Annotated in this window: 22 protein-coding genes; 10 read left to right on the top strand and 12 right to left on the bottom strand. The window is 65.6% G+C overall.

Annotation, left to right across the window (positions count from 1 at the left end; all coding sequences use genetic code 11):
* Nucleotides 1-15 precede the first annotated feature (15 nt).
* Nucleotides 16-1,014 (top strand): NAD(P)H-quinone oxidoreductase, encoded by a 999-nt coding sequence (locus K410_RS0131005; protein WP_028138475.1) that lies wholly within the window; start codon nucleotides 16-18, stop codon nucleotides 1,012-1,014.
* Between the two features lie 139 nt (nucleotides 1,015-1,153).
* The gene (locus tag K410_RS0131010) at nucleotides 1,154-4,030 is read left to right on the top strand and encodes an EAL domain-containing protein (protein WP_028138476.1); all 2,877 of its coding nucleotides are present in this window, start codon (nucleotides 1,154-1,156) and stop codon (nucleotides 4,028-4,030) included.
* Between the two features lie 29 nt (nucleotides 4,031-4,059).
* Here K410_RS0131010 and K410_RS0131015 read toward each other — a convergent pair whose 3' ends face one another.
* Nucleotides 4,060-4,323, bottom strand: a complete 264-nt coding sequence (locus tag K410_RS0131015) for a DUF7662 domain-containing protein (protein ID WP_028138477.1) — start codon at nucleotides 4,321-4,323, stop codon at nucleotides 4,060-4,062.
* A 154-nt stretch (nucleotides 4,324-4,477) separates the two neighbouring features.
* Here K410_RS0131015 and K410_RS0131020 point away from each other — a divergent pair, with 154 nt between their 5' ends.
* Entirely contained in the window at nucleotides 4,478-5,974 is a 1,497-nt protein-coding gene (locus K410_RS0131020) for a sensor domain-containing diguanylate cyclase (RefSeq protein WP_028138478.1), read from the top strand.
* A 105-nt stretch (nucleotides 5,975-6,079) separates the two neighbouring features.
* On the opposite strand, the gene K410_RS0131025 is transcribed toward K410_RS0131020, so the two are convergent.
* The gene (locus tag K410_RS0131025) at nucleotides 6,080-6,955 is read right to left on the bottom strand and encodes a UTP--glucose-1-phosphate uridylyltransferase (protein WP_028138479.1); all 876 of its coding nucleotides are present in this window, start codon (nucleotides 6,953-6,955) and stop codon (nucleotides 6,080-6,082) included.
* A 222-nt stretch (nucleotides 6,956-7,177) separates the two neighbouring features.
* Here K410_RS0131025 and K410_RS0131030 point away from each other — a divergent pair, with 222 nt between their 5' ends.
* Together K410_RS0131030 and K410_RS0131035 are read left to right on the top strand one after the other, a co-directional pair.
* Nucleotides 7,178-8,572: a lytic murein transglycosylase gene (locus K410_RS0131030; protein ID WP_049820467.1), complete on the top strand. Its 1,395-nt coding sequence runs from the start codon at nucleotides 7,178-7,180 to the stop codon at nucleotides 8,570-8,572.
* 168 nt (nucleotides 8,573-8,740) lie between these two features.
* Nucleotides 8,741-10,447 (top strand): SGNH/GDSL hydrolase family protein, encoded by a 1,707-nt coding sequence (locus tag K410_RS0131035; protein WP_028138481.1) that lies wholly within the window; start codon nucleotides 8,741-8,743, stop codon nucleotides 10,445-10,447.
* A gap of 171 nt (nucleotides 10,448-10,618) precedes the next feature.
* Here the strand turns inward: K410_RS0131035 and K410_RS0131040 are convergent, their stop codons facing one another.
* The gene (locus K410_RS0131040; protein ID WP_028138482.1) at nucleotides 10,619-10,987 is read right to left on the bottom strand and encodes a CsbD family protein; all 369 of its coding nucleotides are present in this window, start codon (nucleotides 10,985-10,987) and stop codon (nucleotides 10,619-10,621) included.
* An 83-nt stretch (nucleotides 10,988-11,070) separates the two neighbouring features.
* On the bottom strand, nucleotides 11,071-11,808 hold the full coding sequence (locus K410_RS0131045) for an SDR family NAD(P)-dependent oxidoreductase (protein WP_028138483.1): 738 nt from the start codon (nucleotides 11,806-11,808) through the stop codon (nucleotides 11,071-11,073).
* Between the two features lie 97 nt (nucleotides 11,809-11,905).
* Between K410_RS0131045 and K410_RS0131050 the strand changes: the two genes are divergently transcribed.
* Nucleotides 11,906-12,685: an SDR family NAD(P)-dependent oxidoreductase gene (locus tag K410_RS0131050; protein ID WP_028138484.1), complete on the top strand. Its 780-nt coding sequence runs from the start codon at nucleotides 11,906-11,908 to the stop codon at nucleotides 12,683-12,685.
* A gap of 98 nt (nucleotides 12,686-12,783) precedes the next feature.
* A complete protein-coding gene (locus tag K410_RS0131055; RefSeq protein WP_028138485.1) occupies nucleotides 12,784-13,671 on the top strand; it encodes a TauD/TfdA dioxygenase family protein in 888 nt (295 codons plus the stop codon).
* A 191-nt stretch (nucleotides 13,672-13,862) separates the two neighbouring features.
* Here the strand turns inward: K410_RS0131055 and K410_RS0131060 are convergent, their stop codons facing one another.
* Nucleotides 13,863-14,507 (bottom strand): YqgE/AlgH family protein, encoded by a 645-nt coding sequence (locus K410_RS0131060; RefSeq protein ID WP_028138486.1) that lies wholly within the window; start codon nucleotides 14,505-14,507, stop codon nucleotides 13,863-13,865.
* A 142-nt stretch (nucleotides 14,508-14,649) separates the two neighbouring features.
* Between K410_RS0131060 and K410_RS0131065 the strand changes: the two genes are divergently transcribed.
* From K410_RS0131065 to K410_RS0131075, 3 genes are all read left to right on the top strand, one after another.
* A complete protein-coding gene (locus tag K410_RS0131065; protein ID WP_028138487.1) occupies nucleotides 14,650-15,489 on the top strand; it encodes a protein-disulfide reductase DsbD domain-containing protein in 840 nt (279 codons plus the stop codon).
* A 299-nt stretch (nucleotides 15,490-15,788) separates the two neighbouring features.
* A complete protein-coding gene (locus tag K410_RS0131070) occupies nucleotides 15,789-17,156 on the top strand; it encodes a flippase (RefSeq protein ID WP_028138488.1) in 1,368 nt (455 codons plus the stop codon).
* A gap of 197 nt (nucleotides 17,157-17,353) precedes the next feature.
* Nucleotides 17,354-18,178, top strand: a complete 825-nt coding sequence (locus K410_RS0131075) for a sulfite exporter TauE/SafE family protein (RefSeq protein WP_028138489.1) — start codon at nucleotides 17,354-17,356, stop codon at nucleotides 18,176-18,178.
* 156 nt (nucleotides 18,179-18,334) lie between these two features.
* Here the strand turns inward: K410_RS0131075 and K410_RS0131080 are convergent, their stop codons facing one another.
* From K410_RS0131080 to K410_RS0131110, 7 genes are all read right to left on the bottom strand, one after another.
* The gene (locus K410_RS0131080; protein WP_028138490.1) at nucleotides 18,335-19,123 is read right to left on the bottom strand and encodes a 3-hydroxybutyrate dehydrogenase; all 789 of its coding nucleotides are present in this window, start codon (nucleotides 19,121-19,123) and stop codon (nucleotides 18,335-18,337) included.
* Nucleotides 19,116-20,300 carry a DUF3734 domain-containing protein gene (locus tag K410_RS0131085; protein WP_028138491.1) on the bottom strand — a complete coding sequence of 395 codons (1,185 nt, stop codon included), beginning with the start codon at nucleotides 20,298-20,300 and terminating at the stop codon, nucleotides 19,116-19,118. The genes K410_RS0131080 and K410_RS0131085 overlap by 8 nt, the downstream gene beginning before the upstream one ends.
* 77 nt (nucleotides 20,301-20,377) lie before the next feature.
* Nucleotides 20,378-20,878 (bottom strand): CAP domain-containing protein, encoded by a 501-nt coding sequence (locus K410_RS0131090; protein ID WP_028138492.1) that lies wholly within the window; start codon nucleotides 20,876-20,878, stop codon nucleotides 20,378-20,380.
* Between the two features lie 123 nt (nucleotides 20,879-21,001).
* A complete protein-coding gene (locus tag K410_RS0131095) occupies nucleotides 21,002-22,036 on the bottom strand; it encodes a sulfate/molybdate ABC transporter ATP-binding protein (RefSeq protein ID WP_028138493.1) in 1,035 nt (344 codons plus the stop codon).
* Complete coding sequence (cysW, locus tag K410_RS0131100; RefSeq protein WP_028138494.1) at nucleotides 22,026-22,934, bottom strand: sulfate ABC transporter permease subunit CysW; 909 nt, start codon at nucleotides 22,932-22,934, stop codon at nucleotides 22,026-22,028. Before cysW ends, K410_RS0131095 begins: the two co-directional genes overlap by 11 nt.
* A gap of 9 nt (nucleotides 22,935-22,943) precedes the next feature.
* Nucleotides 22,944-23,780, bottom strand: coding sequence for a sulfate ABC transporter permease subunit CysT (cysT, locus tag K410_RS0131105; RefSeq protein WP_080672282.1), 837 nt, complete (start codon nucleotides 23,778-23,780; stop codon nucleotides 22,944-22,946).
* A gap of 37 nt (nucleotides 23,781-23,817) precedes the next feature.
* A complete protein-coding gene (locus K410_RS0131110; RefSeq protein WP_155253763.1) occupies nucleotides 23,818-24,831 on the bottom strand; it encodes a sulfate ABC transporter substrate-binding protein in 1,014 nt (337 codons plus the stop codon).
* Nucleotides 24,832-24,937 lie beyond the last annotated feature (106 nt).

A 24,937-nucleotide genomic window follows, 5' to 3' on the forward strand; every position in this document is an offset into this window, starting at 1 on the left:
GCTCAAGGACACATCATGGACAAGCTGCCCGCGCAAATGACCGTGGTCGCCATCTCCAAGCCCGGCGGACCGGAGGTGCTGATCCCGGAACAGCGCAGCCTGCCGCAGCCGGGCCCGGACGAGATCCTGGTCAAGGTGATGGCCGCCGGCGTCAACCGGCCCGATGTCGCACAGCGCTCCGGCGCCTATCCGCCGCCGCCCGGTGCCAGCGACCTGCCCGGCCTCGAAATCGCCGGTGAGGTGGTCGCGGTCGGGAGCAACGCCAAGCGGCACAAGGTCGGCGACAAGGTGATGTCGCTGGTCGCCGGCGGCGGCTATGCGCAGTACTGCATCGCCCAGGACGCCCAAGCCATGAGCGTGCCGCCGGCGCTGTCGATCAAGGAAGCCGGCGCGCTGCCGGAGACCCTGATGACGGTCTGGCACAATGTGTTCGAGCGCGGCGGCCTCAAGGCCGGCGAGACGCTGCTGATCCATGGCGGTTCTTCCGGCATCGGCACCATGGCGATCCAGCTTGCGAAGGCGTTCGGCGCCAAGGTGTTCGTCACCGTGGGATCGCAGGACAAGTGTGATGCCTGCCTCAAATTGGGCGCCGACCGCGCCATCAACTACAAGACCGAGGACTTCGTCGCCGTGGTCAAGGAATCGACCAACAAGGAAGGCGTCAACCTGATCCTCGACATGGTCGCCGGCGACTATGTCGACCGCAACTACGACGCCGCCGCGGTCGATGGCCGGATCGTGCAGATCGCAACCCTCAACGGGCCCAAGGTCAGCGTCAACATTGCCAAGGTGATGGTCAAGCGCCTCACCCATACCGGCTCGACTCTGCGCCCCCGTACGAATGCGGATAAGGCGGCGATGGTGGCCGCAATCGAGCAGAAAGTGATGCCGCTTTTGCGCGAAGGCCGCGTCAAACCGCTGATGGACAGCACTTTCCCGCTGGAAAAGGCCGCCGACGCGCATCGGCGCATGGAAACCAGCGCACATATTGGCAAAATTGTGTTGGAGGTCTAGGCCGCTGACCCACAGGGCGGGCCGGAAACCCTTTGATTTTCCTCGCTTTCGTGGCATCTATCGCGACGCACCGAACCACTTCGGTCCGGTCTGAAATCAGCTCTTACTCAGAGTTTGCGTCGAACGCGGAGAACTGACCTTGCGTCTGATCAGGTGCCTCGCGCCCATCGCGCTGGGCCTCATGATTCTCGTCGCCGCGTATCCCGCGCGCGCGCTCGACGCCGTCAGCGTCCGCAGTGACGCGCCCGCGATCGACCTCACCGGCGTGCTTGAGCATCAGCGCAGCGATGCCGATCGCATCCAGGTCTCCACCGCGCCCGGCACCGACGGCATCGTCCGCCGCATCGAGGTGCGCGCCCGCGAAGGCGGCCAGAACTGGGTGGTGTTCGCGCTTGCCAATAACACCGACGACCAGCTCGACCGCCTGATCGTCGCGCCGCATTACCGCATCGTCTCCTCAGGCCTGTTGTGGCCCGACCTCGGCCTGTCGCGCATCGCGACCATCACGCCTTCGATCGGCGACCGGCCCGAACGTCAGGAAAGTGCAACTGCGGACGTGTTCCGCATCACCCTCGACCCCGGCGCCGTCGTCACCTTCGTCGCGGAGCTGCGCACCGACAAGCTGCCGCAGCTCTATCTGTGGGAGCCGGAAGCCTACAAGGACAAGGTCAACTCGTTCACGCTGTACCAGGGCATCGTGATCGGCATCTCCGGCCTGCTCGCGCTGGTGCTGACCATCCTGTTTGTGGTCAAGGGCAGCATCATGTTCCCGGCCGCCGCGGCGCTGGCCTGGGCGGTGCTGGTCTATATCGGCGTCGATTTCGGCTTCTGGGGCAAGGTGCTCGACATGTCGAACAACGCCGAGCGCATCTGGCGCGCGGCGGGTGAGGCGATCCTGGCCGCGACGCTCCTGGTGTTCCTGTTCGCATACCTCAATCTCAGCCGCTGGCATGTGCGCTATTCCCACATCACGATCGGCTGGCTCGCCTTCCTCGGCTCGCTGGTGGCGCTCGCGCTGTTCGATCCGGCAGTGGCCTCCGGCATCGCGCGCATCTCGCTGGTGCTGATCGCCTTCGCGGGCTTTGCGCTGATCGTCTATCTCTCCACCCACGGCTTCGACCGCGCCGTGCTGTTGATCCCGACCTGGTTCCTTCTCGTCGTCTGGGTGGTCGCGGCCGGCATGACCGTGGCCGGCTCCGTCACCAACGACATCGTCGGCCCTGCTCTGCTCGGCGGCCTCGTGCTGATCGTGATGCTGATCGGCTTCACGGTGATGCAGCATGCCTTCGCCGGCGGCGGCGCCACCACCGGCGTCGTCTCCGACATCGAGCGGCGCGCGCTGGCGCTGGCCGGCTCGGGCGATCTGATCTGGGACTGGGATGTCTCCGCCGACAAGGTCTTCACCAGCCCCGAGACCGAGGCCCTGCTCGGTCTCAAGCGCGGCACGCTGGAAGGCCCGGCCGCCTCCTGGCTCGAGGTGCTGCATCCGCTCGACCAGGACCGTTTCCGCGCCGCGCTCGACAGCGTACTCGACCAGCGCCGCGGCCGCCTGGTGCAGGATTTCCGCCTGCGTACCCCGGACGGCCATTTCATGTGGTTCGCGCTGAAGGCCCGCCCGGTGGTCGGCTCGGACGGCGAGGTCTCGCGCGTGGTCGGCACGCTCACCGACGTCACCGAGCTGCGCAACGCCGAGGAGCGCCTGCTGCACGATTCCGTGCACGACAACCTCACCGGTCTGCCCAACCGCAAGCTGTTCATGGACCGGCTGGGTGCGGTCGCGAACTTCGCCAAGACCATGCCGACGCTGCGGCCGACGCTGATGGTGATCGACCTCGACCGCTTCAAGCAGGTCAACGATTCCGTCGGCATCGCGGTCGGCGATTCCATCCTGCTGACGCTGGCCCGCCGCCTTACCCGCATCCTGAAGCCGCAGGACACGCTGGCCCGCATGGCCGGCGATCAGTTCGGCCTGATCCTGCTGTCGGAGCAGGACCCGGCCCGCATCACCGCCTTCGCCGAGACCATCCGCAAGACCATCCGCGCGCCGATCGCCTTCAACGACCGCGAGATCTTCCTCACGGCGTCCATCGGCCTCGCGCTGTCCGATCCGCAAACCCAGCTCACCGACGAGATCATCAAGGACGCCGAGCTGGCGATGTATCATTCCAAGCGCATCGGCGGCGACCGCATCGACGTCTACAAGCCGGCGATGCGGGCGCGGAAGACCGATCGCCTGACGCTGGAAAGCGAGCTGCGCCGCGCCATCGAGCGCCAGGAGCTCACGATCCTGTACCAGCCGATCGTGCGGCTGGAGGATCGCTCGGTCGCCGGCTTCGAAGCGCTGGTGCGCTGGGATCACCCCAAGCTCGGGCGCATGGCGCCGTCGGAATTCATCAGCATCGCGGAAGAGACCGGCCTGATCGTCGACCTCGGCATGTTCGTACTCGACCAGACCGCCAAGCAGCTCGCGGTGTGGCAGCGCGCGATGCGCTCGCGCGAGCCGATCTTCGCCTCCGTCAACGTCTCGTCACGGCAGTTGCTGCGCCACGACCTGATCCACGACATCCGCACCGTGCTGTCGCGCTCCTCGGTGGCACGCGGCACGCTCAAGCTCGAATTGACGGAATCGCTGGTGATGGAGAATCCGGAGCACGCCGCGCAGATGCTGACGCGGATCCGCGAGCTCGGCACCGGGCTCTCGCTCGACGATTTCGGCACGGGCCATTCCTCGCTGGCCTACCTGCAGCGCTTCCCGTTCGACACCATCAAGATCGACCAGTCCTTCGTGCGCACCACCAACCGCGGCACCCGACCGGTGATCCTGAAGTCGATCATCGCGCTCGCGCACGACCTCGGCATGGACGTGGTGGCCGAAGGCGCCGAGACCGATTCCGACGCAGTCGAGCTCTACCAAATGGGCTGCGAATACGCCCAAGGCTTCGCCTTCGGCGAGCCGATGGACGCCGACGCGGCGATGCGGCTGCTGACGGAAGTGCGGCTGGAAGCGGCGAGCTGATCATTCTCTTACCCTCCCCTGCCGCTGCACTACCACCGCCTCTGCGACTTCTGCTTCCTGAACCGCACGCTCGCACCGTCAGGCATCCGGGTCGCGACGAAGCCCGCGGCGAGGCAGGCTTCGCGCTGCGGCATCTGGATGTCGGGGCTGCGCAGGCTGTCCCACCACGAGGCACGATTGGCCGCGCGCGGCAGGGCCGCGCCGATGATCTCCTCGATCTGCTCGAAGCTCAGCACCAGTTCGTCCTGCTTCTGCCGCATCAGATAGTCGCGCAACGCGTCGTAGTCGTTCACAATCGTCCTCTCGTCCGAAAGCGGGTCTGCTCACGCCGGGTCTGCCCAAAACCGTGGCCTGCGTAAACCGATTCTTAACTCAGTACGGCAGCGCCGTCCCGCCTTAAACATCGCGCAAGCTTTCGGGCGCATCCACTTATGCCGGGAGCAAACGATGCTGTCTGGATGGCGCGACGCCATGGCCCGCCGGCCGTGGCGGATTTCTGCGAAACTGCTGATCATCTCGTCCATCGTGACGGTGATCGGCTTTTCCGCCGTTTGCGTCAACGTGATGCTCGACATGCGCCGCGGCGAGGAGGCGCTCGCCCGCCAGACGCTGGAGAACCTCGCGACCACCATCCAGTCCGACGTCAGCCGCAACTTCGATATCTACGATTTGTCGCTGAAGGCGGTCGCCAGCAACATGCTGCTGCCCGAGCTCGCGACGGTGTCGAAGCCGATCCGTCACCTCATCCTGTTCGACCACGCCACGACAGCCAAGCATTTCGGCGCCATCCAGGTGTTCGATGCCGAGGGCCGGCTGACCATCGACGCCTCCACGCTCGATCCCCTCCCCGAGAACCGGAGCGAGGAGGATTACTTCAGGGTTCATCGCGACAATCCCGACGTCGGGCTGTTCATCAGTCGTCCCATGCTGTTTCGCGGCACCTATGCGATCGTGCTGAGCCGGCGCATCAGCGACACCGACGGCGGGTTCCTCGGCGTCGTCGCCGGCTCGATCCGCTTCAGCTATTTCCACCAATTGTTCGAGCAGCTGAAGCTCGATCCCGAAGACACCATCACCGTCCTCAAGCGCGACCGCACCATCATGATGCGGCGGCCATTCGATCTCGACATCATCGGCACCAATCTGAACGATCGCCGCAGCTGGAGGGCCGACAATCTCCGAATCGGGGCCGCCTATTCGGGACAGGGCCCGGTCGACCCGACGCCTCGGCTCTATGTCCGCGGCGGCGACAGCGGACCGCTGTTCGTGGTGGCGGGCAAACCCCTGACCGCCGTCTTCGCGCTCTGGGAGAAGGAGGCGTTCCGCATCGGTGCCGTGGTGCTGGCGCTCGCGCTGTTCGTGCTGGGGTCGACGCTCGTGCTGGCGCGCGAGATCGGCCGGCGCGCCGAGGCCGAGCGCAAGCTGGAGGAGATGGCGACGACCGACGCGCTCACCGGCCTGAAGAACCGCCGCAAATTCGATTCCGTCATCGACGTCGAATGGCGGCGCGCCATGCGCCAGAAGGCGCCGATCGCGCTGGTGATGATCGATGCCGATCACTTCAAGGCCTACAACGACAGCTTCGGTCATCAGGCAGGGGACCAGGTGCTGGTCGGCATCGCCATTTGCATTTCCGATTCGGTGAGCCGCGCCGGCGACTGTGCCGCGCGCTATGGCGGCGAGGAATTCGCCGTGCTGCTGCCGAATACATCGGCCACAGACGCCTTCAAGGTCGCCGAGGCGATCCGGACCAAGGTGCAAGGCTGGTCCGATGAGCAGGTAATTTCGACGGTGTCCTGCGGCGTCGCCAGCCTGGTTCCGGCCGCCGGCATGGACTGGTCGATCCTGGTCGCCGCCGCCGACAAGGCGCTCTACGCCGCGAAGGCTGGCGGCCGCAACCAGTCGGTGGTCGCGAGCCTGCCGAAGCTGTCGCTGGTGGCGTGACGAGCTCTCTCCTCGTCATTGCGAGGAGCTCTTGCGACGAAGCAATCCAGGCATTCTCCGTGGAAAAATTCTGGATTGCTTCGCTTCGCTCGCAATGACGGCGCGTTACTGCCCCAGATACTTCTTCATCTCCGCGATCAGGCCGTCACGCAGCTCGGGGCGCTTCAGGCCGTAGGCGATGTTGGCGCGCAGGAAACCGGGCTTGGAGCCGCAATCGTGGCGCTCGCCCTCGAACTCGACGCCGTAGAACTTCTGCGATCTGGCAAGGCCGATCATGGCGTCGGTGAGCTGGATCTCGCCGCCGGCGCCGCGCTCCTGCGTTTCCAGGATCTTGAAGATCTCGGGCTGAAGGATGTAGCGGCCGGTGATCGAGAGGTTCGAGGGCGCGGTGCCCTTGGCCGGCTTCTCGACCATGCCGTCGACCTCGAACATCTTGCCGCTGCGCTTGCCGACGCCGCAGATGCCGTATTGATGGGTGAGATGGTCAGGCACCGCCTCGACCGCGACCAGATTGGATTTCTCGCCGAGCGATGATGCCATCTCGATCATCTGCTTCAGGCAGCCGGGCGTGTTGAGCACGAGCTCGTCAGGCAGCACGACGGCGAACGGCTCATTGCCGACGATGTCGCGCGCGCACCAGACCGCGTGACCGAGGCCGAGCGGCGCCTGCTGGCGCGTGAAGCTGACGGCGCCCGCGTCGGGCTGGTTCTGCGCCAGGATGTCCTGCTCGGCCTTCTTGCCGCGAGCCGCCAGCGTCGCGTCGAGCTCGTACATCCGGTCGAAATGATCTTCGATGACGTTCTTGTTGCGGCCGGTGACGAAGACGAAGTGCTCGATGCCAGCCTCCCTCGCCTCGTCATAGACGTACTGGATCAGCGGCTTGTCGACGATGGTCAGCATCTCCTTCGGCATCGCCTTGGTGGCGGGCAGGACACGGGTGCCGAGACCGGCGACGGGGAATACGGCTTTGCGAATTTTCATGTGATTGATCGAATACCTGAGAGCCCATGGGAACGGAGCTGGGAACGGAGCAATGGCATTTGCTAACCTGTTTGCAGCCGCCAACAAAGGCGGATGTGGGGCCTCACCCGCGCAGAGTTAAGAAAAAGGCCGCCACCAAAATTTCACCTTTGTTAAGCTATTGGCAACCGTAACCAGGCCTCCTGATGGCGGATTTTTGAAAAGCCCGATGGGTGGGACATGATGCGATCGGTGGCAGGACAGGCAAGACGGACGGTATCCGCGACCGGCGCGATGATGGTTGCGGCCACTCTGCTGCTGCCTGCCGGCGCGCACGCTCAGGCGCAGAACGGCCTGTCCAACCTGTTCGGCGGCATCTTCTCCGGCTCCAACGCGGCGCCATCGCAAGCCCCGCCGGGACCCGGCGGCGGTCAAACGGGAGCATTGCCCTGGACCGGCGAGGACGGCGCCTCCGGCCATCCCTTGATGACGGCGGCAGCGATCCGCGAGGCCGCCGGCAATTTCAACAATTGCGTCGCCGGGATGTGGCCCGATGCCGCACGGCGCGGCGTCACGCAGGAAAACTTCCAGCGCTTCACGGCCGGCCTCAGCCCCGATCTGCGCATCATGGACCTCATGGATTCGCAGCCCGAGTTCACCAAATCGATCTGGGCCTATCTCGACATCCTGGTGAACGACAACCGCCTCGCCAAGGGCCGCGAGATCCTCGCGACATACAAGGCGCAGTTCGACGCCACCGAGAAGGCCACCGGCGTCGATCGCTACATCATCGCCTCGATCTGGGGCATCGAGTCCAACTACTCGACGCAGATGGGCGACCGCAGCGTGCTGCAATCGACCGCGACGCTGGCCTGCATCGGCCGCCGCCAGACCTATTTCAAGGACGAGTTCCTGTCGGCGCTGGAGATCCTCAACCGCGGCGACCTCAGGCCGGAGCAGATGCGCGGCTCCTGGGCCGGCGCCTTCGGCCCGACCCAGTTCATGCCGACCGCATTCAAGCGCTTTGCCGTCGATGGCGACGGTGACGGACGGCGCGATGTCGTCGACAATCCCACCGATCTGATCGCCTCCACCGCCAACAACCTGAAGAAGGACGGCTGGCAGGCTGGCCAGACCTGGGGCTACGAGGTCGTGGTGCCCCAAGGCTTCAACTACATGCTGGCCGACCGCGCCAAGGCGATGCCGATCGCGCAATGGGAGAAGCTCGGGCTCAAGCGGGCGACGGGCCAGCCCTTCCCGCATCCGGGCGAGAAAGCCTACCTGCTGGCGCCAGCGGGCGCGCAAGGACCGGGCTTCCTGATGCTGCAGAACTACCGCGTCATCATGAAGTACAACCCGGCCGAGGCCTATGCGCTGGCGATCGGCCATTTCGCCGACCGCCTGCGTGGCGGGCAGCCCTTCGTCCAACCCTGGCCGCGCCAGGAGCGCGAGCTGTCGCGCACCGAGCGGCTGGAGCTGCAGCAGCTGCTGGCCCAGCGCGGCTTCTACAAGGGCACCCCGGACGGCCAGTTCGGCGGCCAGACCAGGGAGGCGCTGCGCAACTTCCAGGCCTCGATCGGGGTACCGGCCGACGGCTTTGCCTCCTCCGAGGCGCTGGATCGGCTGCGCGGACGGTAGAATCGCCCCAAAAGTAACCCTGAACAGGGATTTCGCCCGCCGCGCTTGACGCAGGCGGCTGTTCCCCGGCGTATGGGGCAAGAATCTGCAACGGAATTTGCCCGTTTCGCGCCCGATTCCGTTACTATATTGAGCCACTTCCGATCCCCGTTGCGCGCCCGAGATCGCATGTCGAAGAAGTCCCTGTTCAAGGCACTGACCGAGACCGGCCCGTTGATCGCGCTGGGGACGGCGCTTGCGATCCTGGTGGTGGTCGCAGGACCTGCCTCGGCGCAGTTCTTCAACTTCCCCGGCTTCGGCGGCCCGCCGCAGCGCTCGGCGCCGCCGCCACCACGGGGTGGAGGCGGCGGCTGGTTCGGCGGCGACTTCTTCGTACCGTTCCAGCAGCAACAGCAGCAGGCGCCGCGGCAGGATTTTTCGCGCGCCCCGGCGCCGGCCAAGCGCGACACCATCCCCGAGAAGAACGTGCTGGTGCTCGGCGATGCCATGGCCGACTGGCTCGCTTACGGCCTGGAAGACGCCTACGCCGAGCAGCCCGACATGGGCGTGATCCGCAAGCACAAGACCGTTTCCGGCCTGATCAGGTACCAGCCCAAGGGCGAGCCCTCGGACTGGGCGGCGGCGGCAAGGGGCATCCTCGAGACCGAAAAGCCCGACGTCATCGTCGTCATGCTCGGCCTCAACGACCGCGCCGCGATCCGCGAGCCGGCGGCGGAGAAGACAGAGAAGCCCGCTGCGGACAAGGACAAGAAGAACGACAAGGGCGCGCGCGGCAAGCCACCGGCAAAACCGGGCGAGGCAAAGCCCGGCACCGACAGCGCCGCCAAGCCCGAGGACAAGCCGGCCGATGCCGACCTGCCGCAGGACGACGCCGACAACGCCGACACGCCTGCGGCCGCGCCGGAAAAGACCGCGCGCAATCCGAACGGCCTCTACGAGTTCCGCGACGAGCGCTGGATCGAGCTCTACAGCAAGAAGATCGAGGAGCTCGCGGCCGTCCTCAAATCCAAGGGCGTGCCGGTGCTGTGGGTCGGCCTGCCGGCGGTTCGCGGACCCAAGGGCACCGCGGATACGCTGTTCCTGGATTCGCTCTATCGCGAGGGCGCGGCCAAGGCCGGCATCACCTATGTCGACGTCTGGGACGGTTTCGTCGACGAAGCCGGCCGCTTCCTGCAGAAGGGCCCGGACTTCGAGGGCCAGATCCGCCAGCTGCGCAGCTCTGACGGCGTCTATTTCACCAAGGCCGGCGCGCGCAAGCTCGCGCATTATGTCGAGCGCGAGATCACGCGCCTGCTGGCCGGACGCTCCGGCCCGATCGCGCTGCCGAGCGAGCCCGCGACCCCCGACACCAGTGCCGAGCCCGGCAAGCCCGCGCCGCGGCCGCTGGCGGGGCCGATCGTGCCGCTGGTCGCGGCCTCGATCTCGACCGATCAATTGCTGGGCGGCCCCGGCTCGCGTCCCGCCGCCGTCGATGCGCTCGCTGCCAGGACGATGGTGAAGGGTGAGCCGCTGGCGGCGCCGGCCGGCCGCGCCGACGATTATGCCTGGCCGCGCCGCGAAGTCGGCCGCGAGCAGGCCAAGGGCGATACGCCGATGGCCGCGACGACGCCTGAGGGCAACGCCGCCAATCCGACCGCGGCTGGCGCCGCCGCCGCGATCGGGCCGCCGAAACTGGCGCCGAAGAAGCCGCCGGTGCCGCCGCAGCAGCCGGCGCAAGCGCCGCCCTCGTTCCGCGATTTCTTCGGCTTCGGCTCGCCGCAGCCAGGACCGCCGCGTCAACTGGCGCCGGCGCCCGGCCCGCGCAATCCAGCTCCCAATCCGGGCATCCCGCGTCCACCGGGCAACGTCGGCCGCTCCGCCGAGATGTTCCGGTAAGCGAAGGTCTCGTGTCCCGGACGCGGCGCAGCATCCCTTGGTGATGCGGCGCAGAGCCGGGACCCAGCTCCTCTCAAGGCATTCAAAAAAGAATGGGCCCCGGCTCAGCAGCGCACCACTGCGTGATGCGCTGCGTCCGGGGCACCAGAGACGTGGACTTTGATTCAGCCCTTAATAGCGCCAGCGCGGCGGCGGACGGCGGGCGGGACGCGACATCAGCAGCGCGAGCGCAAAACCGATGCCACCGGCCACCATCAGGGCGCCGAGCGGATTGTCCTGCACCTTCTTCGACAGCGCCTGCGTGCCGTCGCGGAAGGTGTCGCCGCTGTTCTCATAGGCGTCCTTGGCGTAGCTGGTCGCGGTATCCGCGGCATCGCGCACGGCATCCTTGGCCTGGCCGTAGAGATTCTGCACCGTGCCCGCAGCCTCGCGCGCCTTGCCCGATGCCTGCGTCTTGGCATCGCCTGCCAGGTCTCCGATCGCGCCTTCCGCGCGTCCGGCATATTCCTTCGCCGATCCAACAATCCGATCCGTGTCCATGATGCTCCTCCTCGGGGGTCAGCCCAAGTAACCGATCAGGAGCAGCGCAGTTCCAAGCGATGACGAAAGTGTTGCCGAGACGGCTACAGAATCAGCCCGCCATCGACGACTAGCGTCTGGCCGATGATGTAGGACGACAGCGGCGAGGCCAGGAACAGCGCCGCGCCCGCCATGTCGGCCGGCGTGCCCAATCGCCGCAGCGGGATGCGCGCGAGCGCGCCTTCGAGCCGCTTGGGATTGTCGGTCGTCACCTTCGTCATCTTGGTGTCGACGAGGCCGGGAGCGATGCCGTTGACGCGGATGCCGTCCTCGGCCCAGGCCTCTCCCAGCGTTCGCGTCAATCCGACCGCGCCGGTCTTCGAGGCGTTATAGGCGGGATTACCCATGGTGGAATGATAGGCCGCGGTCGATGACACCATGATCAACGCGCCCTTGGCATCCCGCAACATGGAATGAAACCGCGTCGCACAGGCCATCAGGCTCATCAGGTTGACCTCGACCACCTTGCGGAAGCCGGCCATCTCGAATTCGCCGCGGCGATAGAGCACCGCGCCTTGCGCCAGCACGAGCACGTCGAGCCTGTCGAAGGACGGCTTGAACGTCTCGATCGCACCGGGATTGCTGACGTCGAGCTGCGCGTAGGAAAGCCCCGTGAGATCGGAGCCTTCTTCCGCAGAATATTCCGTTGCGCGAGCGCGCGTGCCGCACACTGCGACCTGCGCGCCCCGCGTGCGAAACGCCTGCGCGATGCCGTTGCCGATCCCGCTCGAGCCGCCGACGACCAGCACCTGCTTGCCTGAGAAATCGAGCTCGTTCGCCATGGCGGCCTCCCCTTTTGTCTTGCTTGTTTGACCTGTCTGCGGATCGATGCCAGCCTTGTCAATCATAACAAGAAAAGCAGTGTTCCGAGGAAACAACATGTCCGAATTCAAGGAGCTCAGCCGGTCCGTCAAGGGCCTGACCGTTCTCGTCACCGGCGCGGCCAGCGGCATGGGGCGTGCCACCGCGCGCGTGTTCGCCGCCGAGGGCGCCAACGTCGCCGTCACCGATTACGACGCGCAAGGCGCGCAGGCGGTGGCCGCGGAGATCGCCGCGAGCGGCGGCGCAGGAAAAGCGTGGAAGCTCGACGTTGCCGACGGCGGCGAGATCAAGCGTGTGGTGAATGAGGTCGCGGCGCATTTCGGCGGGCTCGACATCGTCGTCAACAACGCCGGCATCTCCGTCCGCGTCGCGATCGACGACGAGAGCTATGAGGACGCCTGGGCGAGGGGTATCGCCGTGATGCTGACGGCGCATCCGCGCATCATCCGCGCCGCGCTGCCGCATCTGCGCAAGTCGAGATGCCCGCGCATCGTCAACATCGCCTCGACCGAGGCGCTCGGCGCCACCGCGTTGCACAGCCCCTATTCGGCGGCGAAGGGCGGCGTTGCCAGCCTGACCCGATCGCTCGCCGTGGAGCTCGGCCGCGAGGGCATCACCGTCAACTGCATCTGCCCCGGCCCGATCCGCACTGGGATCACCGACCGCATCTCCGAGGAGCACAAGACCATCTACGCCAAGCGTCGCACCGCACTCGGCCGTTACGGCGATCCCGAGGAGGTCGCGCATATGACCCTGAGCCTGTGCCTGCCGGCGGCGTCCTTCCTCACCGGCGCGGTGATCCCGGTCGATGGCGGGCTGATGGCGCGAAACGCGTGAGAGATATGCGCACCGCGCGTTGACAAGTACGAGTGCGGGAGTAGCTTTTTCGCCGACAGAGCGGGAGCAACCGCTCGCGACACGCGGGAGAGAACGTCATGACGATCGCCATCCGGCAGCTGCAAAAACATTTCGTCGGCGAGGTGTCCGGCCTCGATCTGCGCAAGCCTCTCACCGAGGCCGAAGCACGCGAGGTCGAGGCCGCCATGGACAAATACGCAGTGCTGGTGTTCCACGACCAGGACATCACCGACGAGCAGCAGATGGCCTTCGCCCTGAACTTCGGCCAGCGCGAGGACGCCCGCGGCGGCAACATCACCAAGGCCGACGAATACCGCCTCACCTCGGGCCTCAACGACGTCTCCAACCTCGGCAAGGACGGCAAGCCGCTGCCGAAGGACAGCCGCGCCAATCTGTTCAATCTCGGCAATTGCCTGTGGCACTCCGACAGCTCGTTCCGCCCGATCCCGGCAAAGTTCTCTCTGCTGTCGGCGCGCGTAGTGAATCCGAAGGGCGGCAACACCGAGTTCGCCGACATGCGCGCCGCCTATGACGCGCTCGACGACGAGACCAAGGCGGAGATCGAAGACCTCGTCTGCGAGCACTCCCTGATGTACTCGCGGGGGTCGCTCGGCTTCACCGAATACACCGACGAGGAGAAGGAGATGTTCAAGCCGGTGCTGCAGCGGCTGGTGCGGACCCATCCCGTCCACCGTCGCAAGTCGCTGTATCTGTCGTCGCATGCGGGCAAGATCGTCGGCATGAGCGTGCCTGAAGGGCGCTTGCTGCTGCGCGATCTCAACGAGCACGCGACGCAGCCAGAGTTCGTCTACGTCCACAAATGGAAGCTGCATGATCTCGTGATGTGGGACAATCGCCAGACCATGCATCGCGTCCGCCGCTACGACCAGTCGCAGCCCCGCGACATGCGCCGCGCGACGGTGGCGGGCACGGAGCCGACGGTGCAGCAGCAGGCGGCGGAATAGGCGCGGCTCACACGCCGCCGTCGTCCCGGACAAGCGAAGCGCAGAGCCGGGCCCCGTAACCACGGGGAGCGGTTTGGCGAAGGCTCGTGGTCGAGAGCTCGCACCACACTCCTTGCCGGGAGCATGGGTCCCGGCTCTGCGCGCGCTTGTCCGGGACGACACCGAGAGTGGGGCGCTAGCGTCTGAACAAATTACGCGTGGCCCGCCTCGTTCGACAACATCCCCGGATCGATGCCGATCTTCTGCAACGCGCGGGTGTATTTGTCGTCGACGTCGTCGCCGAAGATCAAATCCGCATCCGCATCGCAATGCAGCCAGCCGTTGCTCTGGATCTCGGTCTCGAGCTGGCCCGGCGCCCAGCCGGCATAGCCGAGCGCCAGTATGGCGTGCTTGGGGCCGGAGCCGCTGGCGATGGCGCGCAGGATGTCGACGGTCGCCGTGAGGCAGACGCCGTCGTCGATCCGCAGCGTCGCGTTCTCGATGTAGAAGTCGCTGGAATGCAGCACGAAGCCGCGGCCGGTATCGACCGGGCCGCCGCGCAGCACCTTCATGCTTTCGGCGTTCTCCGGCAGCTTGATGTGCTCGCCCTTCTTGATGATGCCGAGCTGCTGCAACAGCTCGGGGAAGTCGATGCTGCCGGCCGGGTGATTCACGATGATGCCCATCGCCCCTTCCGCCGAATGGGCGCAGAGATAGATCACCGAGCGCTCGAAACGGGAATCGCCCATCACGGGCATCGCGATCAGCAGCCGGCCGTCGAGATAACCGGCCGAATTGGGAAGCGCCGGACCCGCGCGGCGGGTGCTTTCGCCCGTTCTCTTTCCTGTGGGAGCCATCGGTGAAGCACTCCGGTTTCAATTCCTATCCTGATGTCGGACCTAGCCGCTGTCAAATCAAGGCTTGCAGGGACGCGATTCGGCTGCATCCATCACAAGCAATTCAATGGTTTGCCTCGGGGCGACCCTGTAAAGACGTGCCATGCTGACGAGAGTTCCCCTGCGTGCGGCGATTGGCGTCGCGACAACCCTGCTTGCGTCGTCGCTGGCCATCGCAGCCCGCGCCGATGACGCTTCGCCGTGGCAGCGCGACGGACATTCCGCGGTGCGGCTATTGGCGGGATCGCGCAGCGGCGCCGTCCTGCTCGGCGGTATCGCCTTCCAGCTCCAGCAGGGGTGGAAGACCTACTGGCGCAACCCCGGCGATTCCGGCGTTCCGCCGCGGTTCGACTTCTCGAAGTCGGACAATGTCGAGGCGGTGACGGTGATGTGGCCGGCGCCGCAAAAATTCGCCGACGGCGCCGGCGGCCATTCGATCGGCTATCGTGACCAGATCGTGCTGCCTTTGCGTATCGTCGCCAAGGCGGCCGACAAGCCCGTGACCTTGCGCGCCGAGATCAATTACGCCGTGTGCGAGAAGCTCTGCATTCCGGTCGAGGCCAAGGCCGAGCTCGGCTTCAACAGCGTCGCCTCGACCGAGGACGCCAATTTGCGCGCCGCGCTCGACACCGTGCCCAAGCCCGCCAATATCGGCGATCCCAATCCGCTCACCATCCGCGACGTCAAGCGCGACGGGACGAAGAACGTCGTCGTCGACGTGATCACGCCCGACAGCCGCAACGTCAATCTGTTCGTGGAAGGCCCGACGCCCGATTGGGCGCTTCCGATTCCGGCGCCGGTGCAGCACGGCCCGCCCGGCGTGATGCGGTTTTCCTTCGAGCTCGACGGCCTGCCGCCGGGCGCCAAGCCGGACGGTGCGGCGCTGAAATTCACGCTGGTCGGGCCGGAGAAGGCCTACGAGTTCAATACGAACCTGGAGTGAGTCGCGCTTAACGCGAGTGAGTTGCTCAACCCGCAATCCACATTCGGCGTCGTCCCGGACAAGGGAAGCGCAGATCCGGGATCCATAGCCACAGGGCGTGGTTCGGCGAAGACACGGAGTGATCAGTTCGCGCCATAACTTCTTCCCGGGTCTAGGGGTCCCGGATCTGCGCGCGCTCGGGCGCGCTTGTCCGGGACGACAGCTGAGAGTTGGGCCAAGAGCCCGCCCAACCCAATCTTAACGAATGGTTGCTATTTCCCAGGCCTGCCGCAGCATGCGGGACGCCCTGGAGATTCTTCGTGGCCGTGATGGATGCAGAACCCGCAACGACCGGACCGGCCGGGCTGATCGCGCGGCTGCGGGCCAGGCTGACGGGCGGGCCCAGCGAGGCCTCGCTGACGCGGCGGCTCGCCGGCACCATCTTCGTCATCCGCGTCATCAGCGCCGGGCTCGCTTATGTCTCGCAGGTGCTGCTGGCGCGCTGGATGGGCACGTCCGATTACGGCGTCTATGTCTATGTCTGGACCTGGGTGCTGCTGCTCGGCAGCATGATGGATTTCGGCATCTCGGCCTCGGCACAGAAGATCATTCCGGAATATCGCGCCAGCAACGACCAGGCGCTGCTGCGCGGCTTTCTGTCCGGCAGTCGCTGGCTGACTTTTGCCGTGTCGACGCTGGTGTCGCTCGGCCTTGCCGGCATCGTCAGGCTGCTGTCGCCCTGGATCGATCCGGCCGAGCAGCTGCCCCTCTATATCGGCTGCATGACCCTGCCCGCCTTCGTGGTCGCCAACACCCAGGACGGCATCGCGCGCTCGCATGACTGGATGCAGCTCGGGCTGATGCCGCAATTCATCATCCGCCAGGCGCTGATCATAGGCATTACGGGCGCGGCCTTCCTGCTCGGCTATCATCTCGGTGCCGTCGCCGCGATGGTTGCGAGCGCAGGCGCGGTGTGGATCGCGATGACCGGACAGATGGTGGTGCTGAACCGCAAGCTCGCCGATCACATCGAGCCCGGTCCCAGCGCCTACGACATCCGCGGCTGGCTTGCCGTCTCGCTGCCGATCCTCCTGGTCGAGAGCTTCTACTTGCTGCTGTCCTACACCGACGTGCTGGTGCTGCAGCAGTTCCGTCCCTCCGACGAGGTCGGCGTCTACTTTGCGGTGGTGAAGACGCTGGCGCTGGTCTCCTTCATCCACTACGCGATGTCGGCGACGACGGCGCATCGCTTCGCCGAATACAACGCAAGCGGCGACAAGGCGCGGCTGTCGGCCTATGTGGCGCATGCGATCAACTGGACGTTCTGGCCGTCGCTGGCGGCGACCATCGTGCTGCTCGCGCTCGGCAAGCCGCTGCTCTGGTTGTTCGGGCCGCAGTTCGTGGTCGGCTACGACATCATGTTCGTCGCCGCGATCGGGCTCGTGGTGCGCGCCGCGATCGGGCCGGTCGAGCGGCTGCTCAACATGCTCGGTCAGCAGAAGATCTGCGCGCTCGCTTACGCGCTGGCCTTCGTGATGAACCTCGTGCTCTGCATCGCGCTGGTCCCGCGCTATGGCGGCCACGGCGCCGCCGCTGCGACCTCGATCTCCCTCACCTTCGAGACCGTGCTGTTGTTCTGGATCGTGCGGCAACGCCTTGGCCTGCACGTGCTGGCGTTCGGGAAATAGGCGCTGCACGCCTCGATGCTCAGTGCTTTCGGAGGGAACAGCTCCGTCAGCACACGAGCGCGAACGAGGCAAAACGCCTCCGCTTTTTCAACGCGAGGCAATATTTTTCTTATTCTGCCGAGGTGGTTGCGCATCAGGGGAACCTTATCCTACGTCGTATTGCCTAACCGACCAGATCAACCTAAGATTATCCCGATATGCTTGATCCACTCTACGTCGCCTCCGGCTTCGGCGTCGGCCTCCTTGTCGGGATGACCGGCGTGGGCGGTGGCTCGTTGATGACGCCGCTCCTGATCCTGCTGTTCGGTGTTCATCCTTCCACGGCGGTCGGAACCGACCTGCTTTATGCCGCCGCGACCAAGGCCGGCGGCAGCGTGGTGCATGGCTGGTCGCGCAGCGTGCACTGGCCGGCGGTGCTGCGGCTCGCCTGCGGCAGCATTCCCGCGAGCGCTCTGACGCTGCTCGTGCTGTGGAAGCTCGACCTCAAGAGCGATTCCGAGCGCAGCCTGGTCAATCTGGTGCTGTGCTTCGCGCTGCTGCTGACCGCGACCTCGCTGATCTTCCGCAAGTCGATCATGGAGCGCTATCGCAGCCGGCTGGAGCGCGTCGACGATCGTACCACGGCGATCGCGACCGTCGTGACCGGCATCGTGCTCGGCGTGCTGGTCTCGATCTCGTCGGTCGGCGCCGGTGCGGTCGGCGTCACCGTGCTGCTGCTGCTTTATCCTCGCCTGCCGATGGTGACCATCGTCGGCTCCGACATCGCCCACGCGGTGCCGCTGACGCTGGTCGCCGGCATGGGGCACTGGGCGCTCGGCGACGTGGATTGGGCCTTGATGGGCGTGCTGCTGATGGGCTCGCTGCCCGGCATCGTCGTCGGCAGCTACAGCGCGACGCGCGTGCCCGAGACGGTGTTGCGGCTGACGCTTGCCAGCGTGCTGTTCGTCGTCTCCGGCAAGATCATGTTTGCTGAGCTGAACCTGTCCTCGGCGTTCGTGACTGCACTGGCCTGGACGCATTGAGCGGGCAGCTGCCGCCTCGGTGTCGCTCTCGTAGGGTGGGTTAGCCAAAGGCGTAACCCACCTCTTTTGTTTCCGCAGTCACAGAAGTGGTGGGTTACGCCTTACAGATGCGCTTCGCACATCTATAAGGCTAACCCACCCTACGGCACCGCCGCCTTACGCCGCGGTCCAGCCGCCGTCGATCGAGAGATTGGTGCCGGTGATCTGGGTGGCGTCGTCGCTGCACAGGAACAGTGCCAGCGCTGCGACCTGCTCGGAGGTGACGAATTCCTTGGTCGGCTGCGCCGCGAGCAGCACGTCGTTGATGACCTGCTCGCGCGTCAGATTGCGTGCCTTCATCGTGTCGGGGATCTGCTTCTCCACCAGCGGCGTCCAGACATAACCCGGGCTGATGCAGTTGCAGGTGATCTTGTGGGTCGCGACCTCCAGCGCCACGGTCTTGGTGAGACCGGCGATGCCGTGCTTGGCTGAGACATAGGCCGACTTGAATGGCGAGGCCACCAGCGAGTGTGCGGATGCCGTGTTGATGATGCGGCCCCAGCCTTTCTTCTTCATGCCGGGCACCGCGGCGCGGATGCCGTGGAAGGCGGAGGACAGGTTGATCGCGATGATCTGGTCCCACTTCTCGATCGGAAACTCCTCGACCGGCGAGACGAACTGGATGCCGGCATTGTTGACGAGGATGTCGACCGAGCCGAACGTCGTCTCGCCGAGCGCGATCATCCCGGCGATCTCGGCGGGCTTGGTCATGTCGGCGGGCGAATAGATCGCCTTCACCTTGAACTCCTGTTCGATCCTGGCGCGTTCCTTCTCGATGTCCTCCGGCGTGCCGAAGCCGTTGATGACGACGTTGGCGCCGGCGCCGGCGAACGCACGCGCGTAGGCGAGCCCGATGCCGCTGGTGGATCCGGTCACGACGGCGTTCTTGCCTGACAGACTACCCATTTGATTCGCTCCTTTTTGCCGGGGGCGCAGAGACGTCCCCCGTGAGATCGTAGGTCACCATGGTCTCGCCGGACTGCGGCCGCTCGAGCCAATCCTTGTGGCGCATCGACAGGTGCACGTCGTTCACGCCGGCCTCCCAATGCTCGACCATGGCGACGTGAGAGAAATCGTAATCCTTCGACGAAGATTCGTAGTTCTTGCTGCGGTAGATCAGATGCACCACGGTGACGGTGCTTTCGCGCGACACTTTCGCGAGGAATTCGACGGACGGATCGTTCTTCAGGTAGTCCGGCAATTTGCCGATCAGGTCGCGCACGGCCTTGCGGGCGTTGTGCAGCTGCTTGTTCTTGTCGGTGTTCATCCGCGTGCGGCTGGAATAGCGGATGTCCTTCTCGCGCTCTGCGGCCTCCAGCAGCGAAGTCGGCAGATCGCCGCGCGCCGAAAACAGGTCGACCTGGAAGATCAGCATGTCGCGATCGAGCTCGGCATCGAGCACGTAGTCGAGCGGGGTGTTGGAGGCGATGCCGCCGTCCCAATAATGCTCGCCGTCGATGATCACCGAGGGAAAGCCGGGCGGCAGCGCGCCGGAGGCCATGATGTGCTCCGGGCCGATTTTCTTGCCGAGCTTCTTGAGCTCGTAATTGTCGAAATACTTGAAGTTGCCGGAGGTGACGCCGACCGCCCCGACCGACAGGCGGGTCTTCAGGTCGTTGATGCGGTCGAAATCGACCAGGCGCTCCAGCGTCTTCTTCAAGGGCGCGGTGTCGTAATAGCTCTGGGCTTCGGGATGCCCCGGCGGCCACAGCGGCGCCGGCGGGACGCGGGGGACGAAGAAGCCGGGCACGCCGAAGGTGGCGATCAGCGCGGCGCTGGTCGAGTTGAACAGCTCGCGGCTGTGATCGCTCTTGCCGATCGGCTTCCACGGCACCGGCGCGGAGACCATCTCCCAGAATTCCTTGAGCCGCTTGACGCGGGTCGGCCCCTCGTTGCCGGCGATGATGGCGGCGTTGACCGCGCCGATCGAGATGCCGGCGACCCATTCCGGCTCGAAGCCGGCGCCGCACAGCGCCTGATAGGCACCCGCCTGGTAAGAGCCGAGCGCGCCGCCGCCCTGCAGGACCAGGACGCGTTGCGCATGCGCGGGGATGCGGGCGGATTCCGGGCTACGATCTGTCATCGGGGAACATTAGCAATGGCGCGCCACCGTGGCGACACTTCGCGACGGCGTCAATGCATGCCGAGATCAAGTCTGGCTCATCGCTCCGTCGAAGCCAGGATCATGGTCCAGAACACCTTGTACTTGGTGCCGGGGGCATAGCTCGCCGCGATGCCCAATTTTGTGACACCGCTCTTGAGCATGTTGGCGCGATGCGGAGGCGAGTCGCGCCAGCCGGAAAAGGCTTCCGCCAGCGTATGATAGCCGGCCGAAATATTCTCGACCGCGACGGTGGCAGGATAGCCGCCGGCGGCGAGCCGCTTGGCCAGGGGCGCGCGGACGTCATGGTCCATCTTGTTGGCGGCGGCCATGGCCTGGGACTGGGATTCCGCAAGCCGCATCAGATCGGGGTCGACCACGACCGTGCCGAGCATGTTGTTCTGGCGGTATTGCGAGATCATGATCGCGGCCGCCTGCGCATCGAGCTTGGAGCCCGGCACCGCCATGTCCGTATACATCGACGGCTGCTGGACCGGTGCCTCGTTGCCGGCACAGCCGGCGAGCAGCAAAGTGATGAGAATTGCGGCCGCAGCGCGCATGAAGGTGCCCCCGTATGAGGGGCCGTTGTTGCATATCAACAATGGCTGAAAGGTGAATTTTGAGGAAAATTTGTGCCGTCATTCCGGGGCAGTGCGAAGCATCGAACCCGCAATCACGGGGCCTTAACCCGCAAATATCCGGTAACGGCGCGGTTCGAGGCCGATCATGTCGCCGGCGCGCAGTTCCTTGTCGCGGGGGGCATCGATCTCGATGGTCTTGCCGCCCGACAATGTGACCTCGGCCCGCTGCACGGGGCCGAAATTGCGGACATGCTGCACCGAGCCCTCGAAGGCGCCGCTGCCCGGCGGGCCGACCACCATGTCATGTCGGCGCACGAACAATCTCGACGCGCCAGGCGCGAGCCCGTCCGCTGCAAGAGCGAGCGGCCGGTCGCCGAGCCTGACGACGCCGCCCTCGACCTGCACCGGCAACTCGATGGATTCGCCGATGAAGCCGTGGACGAAGGCGCTTGCCGGGCTGTCGTAGACGTCGTCGGGCGAGCCGATCTGCTCGATCCTGCCCTTGTCCATGACCACGACGCGGTTGGCGACTTCCAGCGCCTCCTCCTGGTCGTGGGTAACGAAGATCGAGGTGACGTTGATCTCGTGGTGCAGCGAGCGCAGCCACCTGCGCAGCTCCTTGCGCACCTTGGCATCGAGCGCGCCGAACGGCTCGTCGAGCAGCAGGATGCGCGGCTCGATCGCGAGCGCGCGGGCGAGCGCGATGCGCTGGCGCTGGCCGCCGGAGAGCTGGCTCGGATAGCGGCCGGAAAGCCAGTCGAGCTGGACGAGGTCCAGCAACTCCTTGACGCGCGCGCGGATGGTCGCTTCGTCCTTGCGGACCCCGCGCGGCTGCACGCGCAGGCCGAAGGCGACGTTCTCGAACACCGTCATGTGGCGGAACAGCGCGTAGTGCTGGAATACGAAGCCGACATGCCGCTCGCGCGCGCCCTGCGCCAGCGCGTCCTCGCCGTTGATGAGGACTTCACCGGCGTCGGGCCAATCGAGGCCGGCGACGATCCTGAGCAGCGTGGTCTTTCCCGATCCCGACGGTCCGAGCAGCGCCACCAGCTCGCCGCCGTCGACCTTGAGGTCGACGCCGTCGAGGGCCTTGAAGCTGCCGAACGTCTTGACGAGATTTCTGACTTCAATGGTCACTTGCCTGTCCCTGGTCCAGATGGCGTTCCAGTACCGTCTTGGCGATCAGCGTAATCAGCGCCAGCATCGCGAGCAAGGAGGCAATCGCGAAGGCGGCGACGAAGTGGTATTCGTTGTAGAGGATCTCGACCAGCAGCGGCATCGTGTTGGTCTCGCCGCGGATATGGCCGGATACGACCGAGACCGCGCCGAACTCGCCCATCGCCCGCGCGTTGCAGAGCAGGACGCCGTAGAGCACGCCCCATTTGATGTTGGGCAGCGTGACGCGGAAGAAGGTCTGCAGGCCCGAGGCGCCGAGGGAGATCGCGGCCTCCTCCTCCTGCGTGCCCTGCTCCTGCATCAGGGGAATCAGCGCACGCGCCACGAAGGGGAAGGTCACGAAGGTGGTGGCGAGCGCGATGCCTGGCACCGCGAACAGGATCTGGATGTCGTGATCCCTCAGCCAGCTGCCGAGATAGCCCTGCGCGCCGAACAGCAGCACGAAGACGAGCCCGGAGATCACCGGGCTCACCGAGAACGGCAGGTCGATCAGCGTGATCAGGAACGTCTTACCCGGGAAGTCAAATTTGGCGATGGCCCAGGCGGCGACGAGGCCGAACACCAGATTGAGGCCCACCGAGATCGCTGCGACCAGCAGCGTCAGCCTGATCGCGGCCAGCGCCTCCGGATCGGCCAGCGCGGCGAAATAGGCGGCGATTCCCTTCGAGAACGCATGCGCGAACACCACCACCAGCGGCAACACGACGAAGATGCCGAGAAACGCGACCGCGACAACGATGATGACAGTGCGCACTGCCTTCGGCTCGGTGCGAAGATTGTCCCGCGCGAGGGCTTCACGTGCACGGGCCTTATCGTCGGACGAGGTGACGGGACCTGAATGGGCGATCTGCATCGTCATGGTCCGCCCTCAGCGCGCCGGGATCCGGCTCTGCGCCCAGCGCTGGAGCCGGTTGACGGCCAGGATAACGACAAAGGAGACGACGAGCATGACCACCGCGATGGCGGTCGCGTCGGCATAGCGGAACTCGGACAGGCGGATCACGATCAGGAGCGGCGCGATCTCGGAGACGTTGGGCAGGTTACCGGCAATGAAGATCACCGAGCCGTATTCGCCGACGGCGCGGGCAAAGGCGAGCGCGAGCCCGGTGAGCAGCGCCGGCGCCAGCGAGGGCAGGATCACGCGCGTGATGGTCTGCCAGCGGTTGGCCCCCAGGCAGCCCGCGGCTTCCTCGATCTCGGGATCGAGGTCCTGCAGCACCGGCTGAACCGTGCGCACCACGAAGGGAATACCGATGAAGATCATGGCGACGAAGATGCCGACCGGCGTGAACGCCACCTTGATGCCGAGCGCCGCAAGCGGCGCCCCCAGCCAGCCCTGCTCGGCGAACAGCGCGGTCAGCGCGACGCCCGCCACCGCCGTCGGCAGCGCGAAGGGCACGTCGACGATGGCGTCGAACAGCCGGCGGCCGGGAAAGCGGTAGCGCACCAGCGCCCAGACGATGATGCTGCCCATGACGAGATTGACGCAGGCCGCGGCGAAGGCCAGGCCGAAGGAGACGCGCAGGGCGTTCAGGGTGCGGCGGCTGGAGAGGATATTCCAGAACTGTTCGGGACTGAGTTCGAGCGATTTCAGGAACAGCCCGGCGAGCGGAATGAGGATGATGACGGACAGCCAGGACAGCGTCAGTCCCATCGTGAGACCGAAGCCCGGCAATATCCGGCGTCGTGCTGCGATTGCGCTCACCAGGCCCCCTGCAAAAGCCTCCTAAGACAGCAGCCGATCAGTTCTTGTAGATCTGGTCAAAGATGCCGCCGTCGGCGAAATGTTCCTTCTGCGCCTTGGTCCAACCACCGAAAACGTCGTCGATCGTAAATAGTTCGAGCTTGGCGAAGGCGTTTTCGTATTTCTTTGCGATCTCGGCATCGCGCGGGCGGTAGAAGTTGCGCGCGGCGATCTCCTGACCCTCCCTCGTGTACCAATATTGCAGGTACGCGTCGGCGGCGTTGCGCGTGCCCTTCCTGTCCGCCACCTTGTCGACGATCGCGACCGGCGGCTCGGCGAGGATCGACTGCGGCGGCGCTACGATCTCGAACTTGTTCGCGCCGAACTCCTTCAGCGCGAGGAACGCCTCGTTCTCCCAGGCGAGCAGCACGTCGCCGACGCCGCGCTCGACGAAGGTCACCGTGGCGCCGCGCGCGCCGGTATCCAGCACCGGCACCTGCTGGTAGAGCTTTCCGATGAAATCCTTGGCCTTGTCGGCTGAGCCATATTTCTTCTGCGCAAAACCCCAGGCCGCAAGATAATTCCAGCGCGCACCGCCCGATGTCTTCGGGTTCGGCGTGATCACCGCGACACCCGGCTTGACCAGATCGTCCCAGTCCTTGACGGCCTTGGGATTGCCCTTGCGCACCAGGAACACGATGGTCGAGGTATAGGGTGATGAATTCTGCGGCAGCCGCTTCTGCCAGTCGGCCGCGGTAAGGCGCTTGGCCGCGATTGCATCGATGTCGTAGGCGAGCGCGAGCGTCACCACGTCGGCCTGCAAGCCGTCGATCACGGCGCGGGCCTGCGAGCCGCTACCGCCATGCGACTGCTTGATCTCGACACTCTTGCCGGTCTCCTTTTGATAGGCATTCGCAAATGCCTTGTTGAACTCGGCATAGAGCTCGCGGGTCGGATCGTACGACACGTTCAACAGGTTGATGTCAGCGGCGAGAGCCGCGCTTGCCAAGAAACCCGTCAAGACGAGACCTGCAGCGAGCGGAACGATACGGCGCATCATGTCCATCTCCATTCACTTCACTGACGTCGGTGTCGGCGAAGGCAGGCGAAACTCGCGGCGAAACGCGCTCAAGTCAACGAAACCGGATTTCCTTGTTTGCAGCGTGGCAATGTCGCTG

It is taken from the genome of Bradyrhizobium sp. 22 (assembly GCF_000482425.1).
In the GTDB taxonomy this organism is placed as follows: domain Bacteria; phylum Pseudomonadota; class Alphaproteobacteria; order Rhizobiales; family Xanthobacteraceae; genus Bradyrhizobium; species Bradyrhizobium japonicum_B.